14 protein-coding genes are annotated in these 15950 nt (G+C 42.4%); 2 read left to right on the top strand and 12 right to left on the bottom strand.

Annotation, left to right across the window (positions count from 1 at the left end; all coding sequences use genetic code 11):
- Window positions 1–35: 35 nt before the first annotated feature.
- The 11 genes from J2T50_RS06285 to J2T50_RS06235 form a co-directional block, all read right to left on the bottom strand.
- Window positions 36–1340: a G5 domain-containing protein gene (locus J2T50_RS06285; protein WP_253364823.1), complete on the bottom strand. Its 1305-nt coding sequence runs from the start codon at window positions 1338–1340 to the stop codon at window positions 36–38.
- Window positions 1341–2040: 700 nt separating this feature from the next.
- On the bottom strand, window positions 2041–2835 hold the full coding sequence (locus tag J2T50_RS06280; protein ID WP_253364821.1) for a trypsin-like serine peptidase: 795 nt from the start codon (window positions 2833–2835) through the stop codon (window positions 2041–2043).
- A gap of 171 nt (window positions 2836–3006) precedes the next feature.
- Complete coding sequence (gltX, locus tag J2T50_RS06275) at window positions 3007–4452, bottom strand: glutamate--tRNA ligase (protein ID WP_253364819.1); 1446 nt, start codon at window positions 4450–4452, stop codon at window positions 3007–3009.
- Window positions 4453–4535: 83 nt separating this feature from the next.
- On the bottom strand, window positions 4536–5228 hold the full coding sequence (locus J2T50_RS06270; RefSeq protein WP_253364817.1) for a LiaF transmembrane domain-containing protein: 693 nt from the start codon (window positions 5226–5228) through the stop codon (window positions 4536–4538).
- A 4-nt stretch (window positions 5229–5232) separates the two neighbouring features.
- A complete protein-coding gene (locus J2T50_RS06265) occupies window positions 5233–5679 on the bottom strand; it encodes a LytTR family DNA-binding domain-containing protein (RefSeq protein ID WP_253364815.1) in 447 nt (148 codons plus the stop codon).
- Between the two features lie 182 nt (window positions 5680–5861).
- A complete protein-coding gene (locus J2T50_RS06260) occupies window positions 5862–6575 on the bottom strand; it encodes a TIGR00266 family protein (protein ID WP_253364812.1) in 714 nt (237 codons plus the stop codon).
- Window positions 6576–6760: 185 nt separating this feature from the next.
- Entirely contained in the window at window positions 6761–7258 is a 498-nt protein-coding gene (locus J2T50_RS06255) for a beta-class carbonic anhydrase (RefSeq protein WP_253364810.1), read from the bottom strand.
- A gap of 90 nt (window positions 7259–7348) precedes the next feature.
- Window positions 7349–8710, bottom strand: coding sequence for a DNA repair protein RadA (gene radA, locus J2T50_RS06250; protein WP_253364807.1), 1362 nt, complete (start codon window positions 8708–8710; stop codon window positions 7349–7351).
- 64 nt (window positions 8711–8774) lie between these two features.
- Window positions 8775–9218 (bottom strand): dUTP diphosphatase, encoded by a 444-nt coding sequence (locus tag J2T50_RS06245; protein WP_253364806.1) that lies wholly within the window; start codon window positions 9216–9218, stop codon window positions 8775–8777.
- A gap of 373 nt (window positions 9219–9591) precedes the next feature.
- The gene (locus J2T50_RS06240; RefSeq protein WP_253364804.1) at window positions 9592–11343 is read right to left on the bottom strand and encodes an ABC transporter ATP-binding protein; all 1752 of its coding nucleotides are present in this window, start codon (window positions 11341–11343) and stop codon (window positions 9592–9594) included.
- On the bottom strand, window positions 11343–13052 hold the full coding sequence (locus J2T50_RS06235) for an ABC transporter ATP-binding protein (RefSeq protein ID WP_253364802.1): 1710 nt from the start codon (window positions 13050–13052) through the stop codon (window positions 11343–11345). The genes J2T50_RS06240 and J2T50_RS06235 overlap by 1 nt, the downstream gene beginning before the upstream one ends.
- Window positions 13053–13208: 156 nt before the next feature.
- Here J2T50_RS06235 and J2T50_RS06230 point away from each other — a divergent pair, with 156 nt between their 5' ends.
- Window positions 13209–14225, top strand: a complete 1017-nt coding sequence (locus tag J2T50_RS06230; RefSeq protein WP_253364800.1) for an NAD(P)H-dependent glycerol-3-phosphate dehydrogenase — start codon at window positions 13209–13211, stop codon at window positions 14223–14225.
- A gap of 36 nt (window positions 14226–14261) precedes the next feature.
- Entirely contained in the window at window positions 14262–15161 is a 900-nt protein-coding gene (gene galU, locus J2T50_RS06225; protein WP_253364798.1) for a UTP--glucose-1-phosphate uridylyltransferase GalU, read from the top strand.
- A gap of 24 nt (window positions 15162–15185) precedes the next feature.
- On the opposite strand, the gene J2T50_RS06220 is transcribed toward galU, so the two are convergent.
- The gene (locus J2T50_RS06220) at window positions 15186–15860 is read right to left on the bottom strand and encodes a rhomboid family intramembrane serine protease (RefSeq protein WP_253364796.1); all 675 of its coding nucleotides are present in this window, start codon (window positions 15858–15860) and stop codon (window positions 15186–15188) included.
- Window positions 15861–15950: the final 90 nt, after the last annotated feature.

Raw genomic sequence — 15950 nt, 5'->3', positions numbered from 1 at the left:
TACTAGCTTTTGTTTTCTTACTCATAAATCCCTTTCTATCCTTTTCTCCTTCTCTTTACTACCGACAATAAAATTCCTCCAAGAAAACTTACGCCAAGCATTGTCAATACAGAGGATTTATATCCTGTTTCTGGTAATGCTTTTTTATTGACAAGCGGTACTACAGTTTTATCTTCCACTTTAGACTTAGACTCTGTTTTTTCTGTTGTCACGTTCGGAACAGACGCCTTTTTCGTACCAACCTTGACTACCTTGGTAACCGCTGGAGTAGTAACCATGTCACTCTTCACCACTCGACCTGTTTCCACACCATCCGTTTTGGTTACAGTGTAGACAATCGTGCGGACGCCTGAACGACCTTCTGTAGCTACAACTGCCTTGCCTTCTTCAAGGTTTGGATCATTCTCACGAACAGTTTCAAAAGCAACAACTTCTGTTTCTGTCACGTCTTCGGTGATCACAACTGGAACAACTGCCTTCTTCGTACCAACCTTGACCACCTTGGTAACCGCTGGAGTAGTAACCATGTCACTCTTCACCACTCGACCTGTTTCCACACCATCCGTTTTGGTTACAGTGTAGACAATCGTGCGGACGCCTGAACGACCTTCTGTAGCTACAACTGCCTTGCCTTCTTCAAGGTTTGGATCATTCTCACGAACAGTTTCAAAAGCAACAACTTCTGTTTCTGTCACGTCTTCGGTGGTCACAACTGGAACAACTGCCTTCTTCGTACCAACCTTGACCACCTTGGTAACCGCTGGAGTAGTAACCATGTCACTCTTCACCACTCGACCTGTTTCCACACCATCCGTTTTGGTTACAGTGTAGACAATCGTGCGGACGCCTGAACGACCTTCTGTAGCTACAACTTCCTTGCCTTCTTCAAGGTTTGGATCATTCTCACGAACAGTTTCAAAAGCAACAACTTCTGTTTCTGTCACGTCTTCGGTGGTCACAACTAGTGTACCTCCACCATTTAAACGAGAAACTAAATTTTCCCAACGTAGAGCTTGAGCTTTCCCCTCGGTCGTTTTAGCTAAATATGACTTCCAACGCGACACCTGTTCTGTCTCATCCTCAACTAAATAGCGAGCTTCCTCGGGATTGCTATCAATAAGAGATTCCAATTCATTATTGAGTTCTGTAAAATCTTTGATTGCTTTTAGTTGTTCAGCATCTGGCAAAATTTCATCCTCTGGAGGAGTATCCTCTTCAGCTCGTACTACACCTGCGTTATTACCAAGGTGAAGATTTTGAAGAGTCGCCACAGAAAGGACATTAGTAGAAAATAAAGTGACTACTGATGCAATTGCGAATTTTTTCATTCTTTTGTTCATTGATTTCTCCTTTTTAAAATTAACACAAACAATAACTATTGGCTTCAACCAACACACAACCACACAAAGGTTCTTGGCATATTGAGTTTACCAAACTCTCCCGCATACTGAACCTCATTTTATTGTAGCCCTACAAACCGGCTACCGATTTAACCTTTTATACACGAGTTGTCAACTAGTTTGATGCTTTTTAACAACAAAAAAGTAGACAAACCAAACCTTGTCTGTCTCTGTGTTCATAAAAGGCTCTCTAAAGCCCCCCTTTATTGTATTAGTCTTGTAAATATGTATATCATAAAAAATACATTTATGCAACTACTTTGAATTCCCAGTATATCCCATTTTTAACAGTCAACTCCCATACTATACATCGTATAGTATTTTTATGTCGAATTATCCCTAAAACAAGGCCTTAAAACCGTAAAACATTTTCATATTATTCATAATTGCCCTATATATTTTTTTATAGCCTTCCATGTATTTCATCTAAAGTGAATTGTACGTAAGTAAAAAAAAGAGAGACAAATCAGTATTTCCTGATTTGTCTGCATCAATAATCAATATAAAACTCATCTAAACAGATACACTACATAATTGAATAATTTTTATTATAGAGAAATATTCCTCTTCTTATATCTGTACTTAATACCAAATTTTCAATTACATATAAATCATCGTCATTCGTTTAAAGCTATTTCGCTTAATGCACAAGTACATTTACTCCATTTGGGTCAAATAATTTAGCTTTTATATCTTTGGTAAATGGTGTGACAGTTGCAAGTTTACACATAGCACTTCCTCGACATTCTTCAATGTCAGCAGTCGCTGTCAATATTCCGATAATCTCCCCATTTAAATAAACAGCGGATCCTGAATTTTGCTCAGCAACATAAAAATCTACTGTTAAAGTACCATCAGCTTCAACCGCTAGAACACGCCCCGAGGTTTTTGTAAGATCTCCATAGAAATAATTCGAGTAACCAACAGTTGTAACTTCTTTCCCTACTAATTGTTGTAAATCTGAATAAACAGCTAGGCGAACATTACTTGTATCCAAATTTATAGTTTTAGGTTCTGTAACCGTCGTAATACTTACATCATTCTTCAAATCTGTAAAGCCGCTATATCCAGGCATTGGTTTAAAAGGGTTCTTACTCAAAAAATTCTTTTTATACATCTTAAAGTCTACAGGGTGAGTACTGCCATTTGATTCAGCTTCTGCACTCTTCGTTTTTTTCGAATCCCCATCGCGAGTAGTTACACAGTGTCCAGCCGATAAAAACAGTCTGTCGCCAATATAGGTACCTGTACAACGCATCACACGCCCATCACCCTTTGTAATATTCCAAGCATAAGTCAAACTATTCGGAAACTGCCCGCGCTCTTGTTCAGAAACCGGTTCTCGTAGATAGTCTGCTGAAACCGCTGGTATGAATCCCAAGACAACAACAACTGATAATAAACTAGTAAGAAACGTTCCTATTATCTTTTTCATGATTTTACCTCATTCATTTTCTCCTCTCTGTTCAGATGAGCCTTTTATGTCATTTTAACACACTTCTAACAATATGTAAACGTTTTCTTATTTGTAGAAGACAAAAATCTAAAGAAATCAAATAAAATTTCCCTAAAATATATCCTTTCAATACTATACATATGTACGTTATTACAAAAAACTCTCTAATCGGGACATTACTAATTCACGCCCTAATAAATAAATCGTATCTGGCAATTCTGGTCCATGCATTTCACCTGAAACGGCAATACGGATTGGCATGAAAAGGTTTTTCCCTTTAATGCCTGTTTCTTTTTGAACAGCCTTGATTTGTGGGAAGATATTTTCTGATTTGAAATCTTCATCTGACATTGCTGCCAATTTTTCTTTAAAGCTGTTAAGAACAGTTGGCACTGTTTCAGCTGCCATGACTTCTTTTTCAGCTTCTGTTAATTCCGGGAAGTCTGCAAAGAAGAGGTCAGTCAATGGCACGATTTCATCAACAGATTTCATTTGTGGTTTGTAGAGTTCAACCATTTTTTCCGCTTTATCAGTCAAACGACCAGTTTCTTCCAAGAAAGGTTTTGCCATGTCAAAAATCGTTGAAAGTTCTGCATTTTTGATGTACTCGTTGCTCATCCAGTCCAATTTCTTCTGGTCGAAGGCGGCTGGTGATTTGCTGAGACGGTTTTCATCAAAGAGTTTAATCAATTTTTCACGTGAGAAAATCTCATCTTCACCACCTGGGTTCCAACCAAGGAGAGCGATAAAGTTGAAGACAGCTTCTGGAAGGTAACCTTTTTGACGATAATCTTCGATAAATTGAAGGGTATTGGTGTCACGTTTAGACAATTTTTTACCCGTTTCAGAGTTGATAATCAATGTCATGTGACCAAATTGAGGCGCATCCCAACCAAGAGCTTCATAAACCATCAATTGTTTTGGTGTGTTTGCAATGTGGTCGTCTCCACGGATAACGTGTGAGATTTGCATATCATGGTCATCGATAACTACGGCGAAGTTGTAAGTTGGGTAACCATCGCGTTTTTGGATAACCCAGTCACCACCGATGTTACCACCTTCAAACTCGATATCACCTTTAACGATATCCGTCCATTTGTAGATACCAGTTTCGTTAACGGCGATACGAACAGTTGGCACGATACCAGCAGCTTCACGTTCAGTAATGTAGGTTGCTTTTTCATCCTCAGACATGCCAAGGTATTCGTTAATATAGCGAGGTGTTTCACCAGCAGCTTCTTGACGTTCACGCTCCGCAGCTAATTCTTCTTCCGTCACGTAAGATTTATAAGCTTTTCCTTCTGCCAATAATTGGTCGATGTATTTTTGGTAAAGGTCGAGACGTTCTGACTGACGGTAGTTTTCATGTGTTTCGGGGCTTTCATCCCAATCCATTCCCAACCATTTAAGGTTTTCAAGCTGAGAACGTTCCCCATCTTCCACATGACGTTTACGGTCAGTGTCTTCGATACGGATGATAAAATCACCACCGTAGTGACGTGCGTATAGATAGTTGAAAAGCGCCGTACGCGCATTACCGATATGTAGCAATCCAGTTGGACTTGGTGCGTAACGCACACGAATTTTATTTGCCATGATGCATTCTCCTGTAAAATTTACGTTCCCTACATTATATCAAAAATAGCCCCAAGACAAAAGCCTTAGCGCCATAAAGAATTTTAGATATAGTAAACCGTCAAGCGGCTAAAGACATAGTCTCCACTGACAACCAATGTTTTATCAGTTGGTAGACCGCTTGGATTGGCTTCAATTGAGCTAAAGACGCGGTCTCCTGTAAATTCTACTTTCCAATTTCTTGGAACAAAAAGTTTAACACTTGAGAAGGCAGCATCCCCAGAGTAGCTAGCTGTATCACCCAGAATAATAGCCTGATCAAAATAGATAGACGTGCCAGAGAAGACGACATCTCCGCCAATATTGACAAAATTATCGTCATTGACATAACGAGTGGCGTTACCAAAAACGGTGTCCGAACTTTCTTTAAACTCAGGATTATTTGTCCAGCCCACAAATTTACCCTTTTTGCCCTTATAATACTTCATGCTGATTCTATTTGGTTTCAAAATCATGCTAAATCCGAAGTAAAGCAAGACGGTAACAATAATCAGCGTCCCTGTTCCCACTTGCAACCATTGAAAATGACCATTGAGCAAAATGAAGGTAATGGCCAAACCAATAAAACTCGCTTTAACATCCTTTCTAAAGGCGTTTTGAAGAGTTTCTACCCCAAAGAAAACAATCAAGGCTAGGCGCCATAATGGCATACCATAGCTAAGAAAGGATAGCTGGTCTCTAAATAAGATGGCCACCGCTAAGACAATCAAACCAATTCCTGTTAGTGTTTTTTTCATTTTCCTACCTCATTTCCTGCAATTTTTCTTTTAATAATTGATAATAGTGCCGCGAGGCGTGCACCTGCTTCTGCGTCTGATAAAACTGAACTGTGCTGGTTCCCGAAAAGGATTTGTCCAGGGCATAAATCTGTCGGATATTGGCAATGGCGGACTTGGCAACTCGACAAAAACTTGTCGGAAGATAATCTTCTAATTCGTAGAGTTTCAAGCGCACTTCATAGGCATTGTCCTTGGTGTGACCAAAAATCTTGTTTCCATCCGTTTCAAAGAATAGAATCTCCTCCAGTGGAAGAAAAAATTCGCTGGTTCCTTTATAAAAAATAAGCGGCTTTCGATCTAGCTTTGCCAGCGCTTCTTGAATCTGCTGAACCTGCGGAGTCAGTTGACTAGTTCGCAACACAATTTCCATCTCCTCACAAGTCGGATCCATTTCAATACGAATCTTCATGCCATCTCCTCTCTCTGGTTTTTCAATCCTAAGCTATGTACTCATTATAGCAAGTCCGTCCACATTTTCAAGTCTTTTTCAGTAAGCGGTAGATATACAAGGTTAAGTGGTGTAGAACGGTAAGTAAAAAGAGCCCTGATTTTTTCATCTAGGCTCTTATTCTATTCGTAAAATGTTCCCTTTTAAGAATTTCCAGTTGGAATAAAGGGTTTGAGTTGATTGACAAACTGTTCCAAATTGAGACTTTGAATATAGACCTCGCCGTAACCTCTAAATGTATTGACCACTCCTTCACCAGTACCGATAGACTGCATAAAGCCATTTTCTAGATGAATGTCATAGTCCAGACTGGTGCTCCAAGCCACGACATGGGCATTGTCAATGGTGATGCTATTGCCATTGAGCTCCATTTTCTTAATTGAGCCAAAACTATTGGCTAAAAGCGTTCCTTCCCCTTCTGTTGTCATGACAAAGAAGCCACCCTGTCCACCAAACAAGGCACGTCCCACACTTTGTCGCTCCATTTTATACTGGGCTGAGCCGTCCAATGCCAAAAAAGCACCATCATTCAAGCGGTATTGATTGACTCCGAGCTCAAGTGCAATCACTTGACCTGGTGTGTTGGGTGCTAAGGCCAGCTTGCCATCGTTCCCGTTAGAAATTGCCTGGGTGATAAACATAGACTCACCAGACACCATAGAACGTCCGATAGCTCCTACCAGTTTTCCCAAACCTGATCCGCGTCCATTGAGTCGAGTATTGAGAGTCACACTTGGTGTGTGGTAGACCATGCTTCCTTGCTGGATGTAGGCTGACTCCCCTGCCTCAAGCTCAATTTCTACCAAGGGAAATTGCATTGTAGGGTCAATAGTGTATTTCATGCGATTATCTGACATAGTGTGCTCCTTTTATATCGAGGAAATGACATGTGACTAGAGAAATTCTAGTTTTTGTCGTTTTGTACTATTTTTATAACACAATTATAATCCTCGACTTAGAATCTGTCAACTGATAACTAAAAAACAAGCCTATCTTTGTTAGAATTTGGCTTGTCTGATGGTTTATTTAACTGCTGCTACAATCAATCATCCACTGCGATAATCCGACCGGTATCTACATCATAGTAGGCACCATTTATCTCCACATCGTCTGGAATTAAGGGAGATTTTCTCAATAGCTCCATGTCTTCACGAACACTCTCTTCAATATCCGTAAAGGGTAAAAAGTCTTGACCAGTGACATCTACACCCATCTCTTGGTGGATATGTCTTGCAAAACTTTCATTTGTAAATGTCTGCGCGCCACAGTCCGTATGGTGGAGAAGGACAATTTCGCGCGTCCCCATTTGCTGCTGGGAAATGACCAGCGAACGAATCATATCATCCGTCACGCGCCCACCTGCATTCCGCAAAATATGGGCATCCCCCAAGGCTAGTCCAAGAGCCTGGGCAACGTGAAGCCGTGAGTCCATACAGGTCACAATGGCTACTTTTGTCTTAGGCTTCAGCGACAAATGCTGGGTACCATGTAAATCAACATAGGCTTGATTAGCCTTCATAAAATTTTGAAAGTAGGACATAAGAGGTCTCCTTTTAGAGAAATTGTTTGGTTATCAAACTAGTACCTCCTTATCTTATCACTTTTCATCCCATTTGTCCGACTCAAGCTCTCAGGCAAAGACTAGCTTCAAGACCTCACTCAGCGTTGTGACACCGACAACTTGAATATCTTTTGTCGGTTGAATACCGGCTAAAGAATTTTTAGGGGCATAAACCTTGGTGAATCCAAGTTTAGCTGCTTCGTTGATACGCTGCTCGATTCGATTGACGCGACGGATTTCTCCTGTCAAGCCAATTTCCCCGATGAAGCACTCCTGAGGATTGGTCGGCTTATCCTTATAGGATGATGCAATGGCCACCGCCACAGCTAGGTCAATTGCCGGTTCATCCAAACGCACGCCACCAGCCGATTTGAGGTAGGCATCTTGATTTTGCAAGAGGAGGCCGGCGCGTTTTTCCAAGACTGCCATGATGAGACTCGCCCGATTAAAGTCCAAACCCGTCGTCGTCCGTTTTGCATTGCCAAACATAGTCGGCGTCACCAAGGCTTGCACCTCAGCTAGAATTGGACGTGTTCCCTCCATAGTCACCACAATAGCTGACCCTGTCGCACCATCCAAGCGTTCTTCCAAGAAGACTTCGCTTGGGTTGGTCACTTCAACCAATCCCTGAGACTGCATTTCAAAAATACCAATTTCATTCGTTGAACCGAAGCGATTTTTCACAGCCCGTAAGATACGGAAGGTATGCTGGCGCTCCCCTTCAAAATAGAGCACCGTATCCACCATATGCTCCAGCGTCCGTGGTCCAGCCAAGGTTCCTTCCTTGGTCATGTGTCCAACGATAAAGGTCGCGATGTTATTTGTCTTGGCAATCTGCATGAGCTCATTGGTCACTTCCCGTACTTGAGAGACTGACCCCTGCACACTGGAAATGTCCGGGCTCATAATGGTCTGAATGGAGTCAATAACCAAAAAATCTGGCTTGATTTTCTCGATCTCCGTGCGAATAGATTGCATATTGGTCTCGGCATAGAGATAAAACTCGCTATCAATGTCCCCCAAGCGCTCCGCACGCAGCTTGATTTGTTGGGCAGATTCTTCCCCAGATACATAGAGAACTGTTCCGATCGTCGATAGCTGAGTGGATACTTGCAAGAGCAAGGTGGACTTGCCGATACCAGGATCCCCGCCAATCAAAACCAGACTTCCTGGAACGACACCACCGCCAAGTACGCGGTTGAATTCATCCATCTCCGTTTTCGTGCGCGCAACTTGGATTGAGGAAACCTCGTTGAGCTTCATCGGTCGTATCTTTTCACCCGTCAATGAGACGCGTTCATTTTTAACTTCTGCCACTTCCACTTCCTCGACAAAGCTAGACCAGGCACCACAGTTGGGGCATCGTCCCAAATACTTTGGTGAATGGTACTCACAATTTTGACAGACAAAGGTCGTTTTTTTCTTAGCCATTCATTCCTCTTTCTTTCATGAAACAAGGGTAACTTATTGCAAGTACCCTATTGATTATTCGTATTTAATTGCCTGTCGAACCAAATCCACCTGTCCGCACGCCATCTGCATCATCGCCATCAGCCATCAAAAATGGTGCAAAAACAGCTTGGACAATCCGTTCTCCCACTTCTAGTGTAACCGTCTCATCGGTGATGTTTTTCATTTGAGCAAAAATATGACCTTCATTTCCAGCGTTGCCATAATAGTCTCCGTCAATCACCCCAACCGAGTTGATGAGCACCAAGCCTTTTTTACGAGGATTGGATGAGCGATCATACAAGTAGAGTACCTCGCTGGGCTGCATGTAGGCCTTGACACCCGTCGGTACTAGCTGGATTTCTCCGGGTGCAATCGTCGTTTCGACCGCCACCTTCAGGTCATAGCCAGCCGCATGAGCCGTCTCTCTTTTTGGCAATAAATTTTTATCTGTAAAGGCACTAACTAATTCAAATCCACGAATTTTCATCTTTTCTCCTCAAAGCGTTTTTTTCATTATACTATACCTGAGCTTCTGAAGAAATAAAAAAGTCCGAATCTCGAACTTTTCAACAGGCAATAAAAAATCGCATCAAAAGGATTGGAATGAGCTGCCTTTTGGCAAGCCTGCTTCCCGTCTAACAGGAGTTAATTTGGGGTTTCTATCGTTACACGAGAATCATGCTAGGATACAAGTAAAAACACTTGATGGCTCCCTTTCATGCGATAAATCTATTTTACCATCTTTTTTCAATAATTTACAAATATATAAATTTTAATGCTTACATAAATTTAGTTTATGTAACTTTCAACATATTTAAGATAACAAAAATAGCCAACTTGGCTATTTTTGTTTATTTTGATTATTCAAAGACAAACTGATTGTGGTAGAGTTCCGCGTAGAATCCACCCAATTTCAGCAATTCGTGGTGATTGCCTTGCTCAATGACCTCTCCATCTTTTAGGACGATAATTTGGTCCGCATTGAGGATGGTTTTGAGGCGGTGAGCAATGACAAAACTTGTCCGTCCAGCGATAATGGTTTCCATGGCTGCTTGGATTTTAGACTCTGTCACCGTGTCTACATTGGATGTTGCTTCGTCCAAAATCAAAACTTGTGGGTCTGTTAAAAGTGTACGAGCAATGGAAATCAGCTGTTTCTGTCCAGTCGAGAAAACATTTTGCTCGTCGTCAACATGAGTCTCGTATCCATCTGGCAAACTCATAATAAAATCATGAATATGAGTGGCACGCGCTGCTGTTTCAATCATTTCTTGGCTGATATTTTCCCCACCAAAAGCAATGTTTTCTGCGATGGTGCCTGAGAACAAGACCGACTCCTGTAGCACGATGCCGACATGTTGGCGCAAGCTATTGAGCTCATACTCGCGAATATCGCGCCCATCAAACTTAATAGCTCCTCCATTAACGTCGTAAAAGCGGTTGATGAGGTTCATGATGGTCGTTTTTCCTGAACCAGTTGGTCCGACAACAGCTGTCATCTGACCTTTCGGCACAGTAATGGTCACGTCGCGAAGGATTGGCTTGCCTTCCACGTAAGAAAAGTCTACGTGGTCAATTTCGACCTTGTCTGTCAGCTCGGTAAAGGCTGGTGTCGCTTGTGGCCGTACTTCCTCCGGCTCGTCAAACATTTCTTGAATGCGGTGAGCACCTGTGAAGGCTAACTGCATTTCCGCCCAGCTGGCAGCAATTTGCATCATTGGTTGATAATATTGCTGCGAATATTGGACAAAGGTCACAACTAGACCAAGTCCTGCGGCTACTGACAAGCTCTTGTCCTGCAGTACCATGCTAGAACCTGCAAAGATTACAATGGCTGTGTTAATCAAACTCAAACCATTCATCACTGGGAAAAGAAGACCTGAGAAAATTCTCCCTTTAAAAGTTGCCTTGCGTACTTTTTCATTTTGCTCTAGGAATCCGTCAATGACTTGCTCCTGCAAGCCTTGAACGATAATGGCTTTCTGACCTGAGATATTTTCATCCATGTAGGCATTGAGTTTTCCTACTTCTTTTTGCTGCAGATCCGTATATTTTCGAGCGGTCTTGATGATAAAGAAGAGGAAGAGAAGAGCAATCGGCGTCGTGGCTGTCGTGACCAAGGCAAGCTTGGCATTTTGCAGGAACATCATGACGAGAATTCCAACATAAAGCACCGCTTGCGTAACCACCGTTACTGCTGATTGGTTGAAGGCATTTTGAATATTGTCCAAATCAGACGTGAAGCGAGAAAGGATTTCTCCATCTTGATGACGGTCAAAAAAGGAAACGGTCAATCGTTCCAATTTCCCGAACAACCCCTTACGCATTTCATTAGTAGAATTGGCAATAACCCGTGTAAACAAGAGCGAGTAAACCATAGAAGCGCCAGCCATGAGGACAACTGCTAAGAGTAAATTGTGCAAAGTGGCAAAAAATGCGCTGGTATCCGCTCCACCATCTTGAACAAAATGAGTCAATTCTGTCACCGCTCGTCCCATATAGACCGGCGAGAGAACTTGCATGGCAACCGAAGCAATCACCGCTAAGAAAATGATGAAAAACTGAAGTTTATAGCGTTTAAAATAAGACCAGAAAAAACGTGCTGTCTGCATTAGTCTTCCTCCTTTCCTTTTTGCGTTTCAAAAATTTCTCGGTAAACAGCATTTCCTACTACCAATTCGGCGTGGGTCCCTTGCCCGATCAAACGTCCTTCATCCAAGACCAAAATCTTATCCGCTTTGACAACAGACGAGATTTTCTGTGCAATAATGATGGTCGTTGTATCCTTCAAATCATGAACCAGAGCTTCTTGAACCAATTTTTCAGACTTGGCGTCTAGGGCTGAAGTCGAGTCATCCAAAATCAAGATTTTTGGATTGGAAACGAGACCGCGAGCAATGGACATCCGTTGCTTCTGACCGCCTGAGAAGTTGTTACCGCGCTCTTCGACTTGACTGTCGTATTGGTCCGGCATCCGGGTAATAAATTCACGCGCTTGAGCAATCCGAGCCGCACGTTCAATCTCGGTATCATGTGCATCTAATTTCCCTTGACGGATATTGGAAGCCACCGTTCCCGTAAAGAGAATGGCTTTTTGCAAAACAATCGATACCGTATCACGCAACGTCGATTGGCTGATGGTTTTTATATCAACTCCGCCGATTTTAATCTGACCTGCTTGTGGGTCAAACAAACGTGGAATGAGCTGGGCCAAGGTTGACTTACCAGCACCCGTCGCACCGACGACACCAATCATCTGACCCGCTTCAATCTCAAATGAGATATTTTTCAAGGTCGGATATTCATCGTGTGGATAGGTAAAGGTCACATTTTCAAATGAAATAGTCCCCGCTACGTCCGTGACACCATTTTCCTCAAAGGTCATGGCTGGATCCGTATCCAAGACTTCCTTGATCCGATTGATGGAAACCATGGCACGAGTGATATTGCTTCCCATAAATCCTACCATGATAATGGCAAACATGATTTGCATCAGGTAGGTATTGAAAGAAGCCAACTTAGTCACTGCATCTGGCTGACTGCCTGTCATCGTGTAAACCACGTAAATTGTCGCATAGATGGCAAGATAGGAAACCAGCATGAAGACCGGCTCTAGAAAGGCGAAACCAGTTCCGATAAAGAGATTTTGTTCCAAAAGTTCGTCAGAAACTTTCTGAAATTTATCAGCTTGATTTTTCTCTTGAACGAAAGATTTTACGACACGAACGCCACGAAGATTTTCCTTGGCAATGGCGTTAATCTGGTCCATCAGCTTTTGGAAAATAGCAAAGCGTGGCCCCATAATCCCCATAATGACCATCATAGCGATAGCAATCAAGACAATCATCAGCACAACAATCCACCACAATTGCGGCAGAGTCGTCAAGGCCAGAACCGTTGCACCGATAAATAAAATCGGCATGCGCAAGAGAACCTGGAAGGCCATCATCAGCAAGTTTTGTACTTGGTTGATGTCGTTTGTCATCCGAACAACCAGATTTCCAGCATTGAATTCTTCAATATTGGCATAGGAAAAGGTTTGAATTTTACGAAAAACCTTCTCCCGCAAATCTGCTGCGACAGACTGGGAAACGTAGGATGCTAGAACTGTATTCAAAGCTCCGGCAGCTAGACCGATAACCGCAATGACCAAGAGCCAGACTCCTAATCGCATAATTTCAGATTGCTGATTTGCCGTGACAGCAGCCAAGACATTCTGTAAAAAACGCGGTTGCAAGAGGCTACTAAGGACATAGATGAGAATCATCCCAACTGACCCGATAGCCTGCCATTTGTACTTTTTCAAGAGATGAAAGAGCATAATTTCTCCTTATGTAAATATTAACTATCTTTCCATAGTAACATAAGATGGGAAAACTGACAAATTACACATGCTGCTGAAAAGGCTTTTATCCTTTCGCTTTTTATCAATAAATATGGTAAAATGGAATGAATAGACTAGGCTAGGAGAATCCGAATGGAAAAACAAAAAATTGCAGTCTTAGGGCCAGGTTCTTGGGGAACAGCCCTCTCTCAAGTATTAAACGACAATGGACATGAAGTACGCATCTGGGGAAATGTCCCTGAACAAATCGATGAAATCAACCAAAAACACACCAATACACGCTATTTCAAAGATGTGGTATTAGACGAAACTATCAAGGCCTATACAGACTTAGCGCAAGCCCTAGATGGTGTAGATGCCGTCCTCTTTGTTGTCCCAACAAAAGTAACTCGCCTTGTTGCCAAGCAAGTCGCTGAAACGCTAGACCACAAAGTTATTATCATGCACGCTTCAAAAGGATTGGAACCAGATACGCACAAGCGTCTTTCTCAAGTTTTGGAAGAAGAAATTCCAGCAAGTCTTCGCTCTGAAATCGTTGCTGTATCCGGACCAAGTCATGCTGAGGAAACAATCGTTCGTGATATTACCTTGATTTCAGCAGCTTCAAAAGACTTGGATACTGCCAAGTACGTGCAAAATCTCTTCAGCAACCACTACTTCCGCCTCTATACCAATAATGACGTTATCGGTGTGGAAACAGCCGGCGCTTTGAAAAATATCATCGCAGTTGGTGCTGGTGCTCTTCACGGTCTTGGCTACGGCGACAATGCCAAAGCAGCTATCATCGCTCGTGGATTGACTGAAATCACACGTCTCGGTGTTCAACTAGGCGCAAATCCCCTGACTTACAGCGGTCTATCTGGTGTGGGGGACTTGATTGTAACCGGAACTTCTGTGCATTCACGTAACTGGCGTGCAGGTAATCAGCTCGGTCGCGGTGAAAAATTAGAAGATATCGAGCGCAACATGGGCATGGTCATCGAAGGAATTTCCACTACAAAAGCAGCTTACGAATTAGCTCAAGAACTCGGTGTCTATATGCCAATCACCCAAGCCATCTACAGTGTTATCTACCAAGGTACTACAATCGACCAAGCTATCAAAACCATCATGTCTAGCGAATTCCGCGAAGAAAACGAATGGTCTTAATCTCAACAATTATTACATTATCTCAAAGGAGACAATATGACAAAAAAAGTTAGAAAAGCAGTCATTCCAGCTGCTGGTTTGGGAACTCGTTTCCTCCCTGCTACCAAAGCATTGGCAAAAGAAATGTTGCCAATCGTTGATAAACCAACCATCCAATTTATCGTTGAAGAAGCCCTCAAATCTGGCATTGAAGATATTTTGGTGGTGACTGGTAAGTCAAAACGTTCTATTGAAGACCACTTTGACTCAAACTTTGAATTGGAGTACAATCTCAAAGAAAAAGGAAAAACGGATTTACTAAAATTAGTTGACGAAACAACTGGTATCCGACTTCACTTCATCCGTCAAAGTCATCCTCGTGGCCTTGGTGATGCCGTTCTTCAAGCCAAAGCTTTCGTTGGAAATGAGCCATTTGTCGTTATGCTTGGTGATGACCTAATGGACATCAACGGTACAAGCACACCACTGACAAAACAACTAATTAACGACTTCAAACATACACATGCATCTACTATCGCTGTTATGCCTGTCCCACACGAAGAAGTGTCAGCTTACGGTGTCATCGCTCCTCAAGGTGAAGGCGTAAATGGTCTTTACAGCGTTGAAACTTTCGTGGAAAAACCCGCTCCAGAAGATGCTCCTTCTGACTTGGCAATCATTGGTCGCTACCTCTTGACGCCTGAAATTTTTGATATTTTGGAAAATCAAAAACCTGGTGCCGGTAACGAAATCCAATTGACAGATGCCATCGATACCCTCAATAAAACACAGCGCGTATTTGCCCGTGAATTCAAAGGCAACCGCTATGATGTCGGAGATAAATTTGGCTACATGAAGACATCAATTGACTACGGACTCAACCACCCTCAAACCAAAGATGATTTGAAAAAATACATCATCGAATTAGGGAAGGAATTAGAAGCAACTGAGAAATAGAAAATAGGCTCGGAATTTCCGAGCCTATTTTATTCCCCAAAAGAGAAGGAAGCCTGTCAACAGAATGTAGCCTCCCGCTGCAAGCCATCGTTGTTGCTTGGTAAAGAGCCAGGGTTCTCTAGGTAAGGCCAAAATAAATGCACACAAGACACCTCCGACTAAGCCACCAATATGACCTGCAACGCTGATATTGGGAGTGATAGCTGTCACAATCAGATTGGCAATCAGCAAGCCCACATAACGCTGACCCAAAAAACGGACATAGGCACTGCGAGACTGGTAACGGAGCACCGCCATTACCCCAAACAAGCCAAACAAAGACGTCGAAGCCCCTGCTGCAACAACAGTTGGAGTGAAACACAAGATAAATACATTTCCTAATAAGCCAGACAAAAGATAGAGGGCTAAAAAATGCCAACTCCCCAATATATCTTCCACCTGATAACCAAAAATCAGCAAGGTGAAACTATTGAAGAGGAAATGTTCCCAGCCAATATGAACAAAAATTGGCGTCACCAACCGCCATATCTGCGTGATGTCTTGCTCCACAGCAAGCCCCAACAAGCCTCCGAAGTCAAAAATCGTCTGTGCGCTAGTCGCTTGTCCAAAACGAAAAATTTGCATCGCCAAAAATACAGCCGTCGTAATAGCCAATAAACTATTTGTAATAGGATATTCTTTCTTAAATACTTGTCCCATCTCATCCTCCTTAAAATACTGTAATAGTAGCACAATTCCAGTTGCTGGGCAAGTTTACTTGATTTTTACTAATCATGCCTGTAAAATCAT

This window comes from Streptococcus gallinaceus, from assembly GCF_024170225.1.
Lineage (GTDB): Bacteria > Bacillota > Bacilli > Lactobacillales > Streptococcaceae > Streptococcus > Streptococcus gallinaceus.
This window is presented reverse-complemented; position numbering and strand designations above follow the sequence as displayed.

Excerpts from the sequence above, each read along its gene's own strand:
- J2T50_RS06285 (WP_253364823.1), bottom strand. The coding sequence starts at position 1,340 with ATGAACAAAAGAATGAAAAAATTCGCAATTGCATCAGTAGTCACTTTA.
- J2T50_RS06280 (WP_253364821.1), bottom strand. The coding sequence starts at position 2,835 with ATGAAAAAGATAATAGGAACGTTTCTTACTAGTTTATTATCAGTTGTT.
- gltX (WP_253364819.1), bottom strand. The coding sequence starts at position 4,452 with ATGGCAAATAAAATTCGTGTGCGTTACGCACCAAGTCCAACTGGATTG.
- J2T50_RS06270 (WP_253364817.1), bottom strand. The coding sequence starts at position 5,228 with ATGAAAAAAACACTAACAGGAATTGGTTTGATTGTCTTAGCGGTGGCC.
- J2T50_RS06265 (WP_253364815.1), bottom strand. The coding sequence starts at position 5,679 with ATGAAGATTCGTATTGAAATGGATCCGACTTGTGAGGAGATGGAAATT.
- J2T50_RS06260 (WP_253364812.1), bottom strand. The coding sequence starts at position 6,575 with ATGTCAGATAATCGCATGAAATACACTATTGACCCTACAATGCAATTT.
- J2T50_RS06255 (WP_253364810.1), bottom strand. The coding sequence starts at position 7,258 with ATGTCCTACTTTCAAAATTTTATGAAGGCTAATCAAGCCTATGTTGAT.
- radA (WP_253364807.1), bottom strand. The coding sequence starts at position 8,710 with ATGGCTAAGAAAAAAACGACCTTTGTCTGTCAAAATTGTGAGTACCAT.
- J2T50_RS06245 (WP_253364806.1), bottom strand. The coding sequence starts at position 9,218 with ATGAAAATTCGTGGATTTGAATTAGTTAGTGCCTTTACAGATAAAAAT.
- J2T50_RS06240 (WP_253364804.1), bottom strand. The coding sequence starts at position 11,343 with ATGCAGACAGCACGTTTTTTCTGGTCTTATTTTAAACGCTATAAACTT.
- J2T50_RS06235 (WP_253364802.1), bottom strand. The coding sequence starts at position 13,052 with ATGCTCTTTCATCTCTTGAAAAAGTACAAATGGCAGGCTATCGGGTCA.
- J2T50_RS06230 (WP_253364800.1), top strand. The coding sequence starts at position 13,209 with ATGGAAAAACAAAAAATTGCAGTCTTAGGGCCAGGTTCTTGGGGAACA.
- galU (WP_253364798.1), top strand. The coding sequence starts at position 14,262 with ATGACAAAAAAAGTTAGAAAAGCAGTCATTCCAGCTGCTGGTTTGGGA.
- J2T50_RS06220 (WP_253364796.1), bottom strand. The coding sequence starts at position 15,860 with ATGGGACAAGTATTTAAGAAAGAATATCCTATTACAAATAGTTTATTG.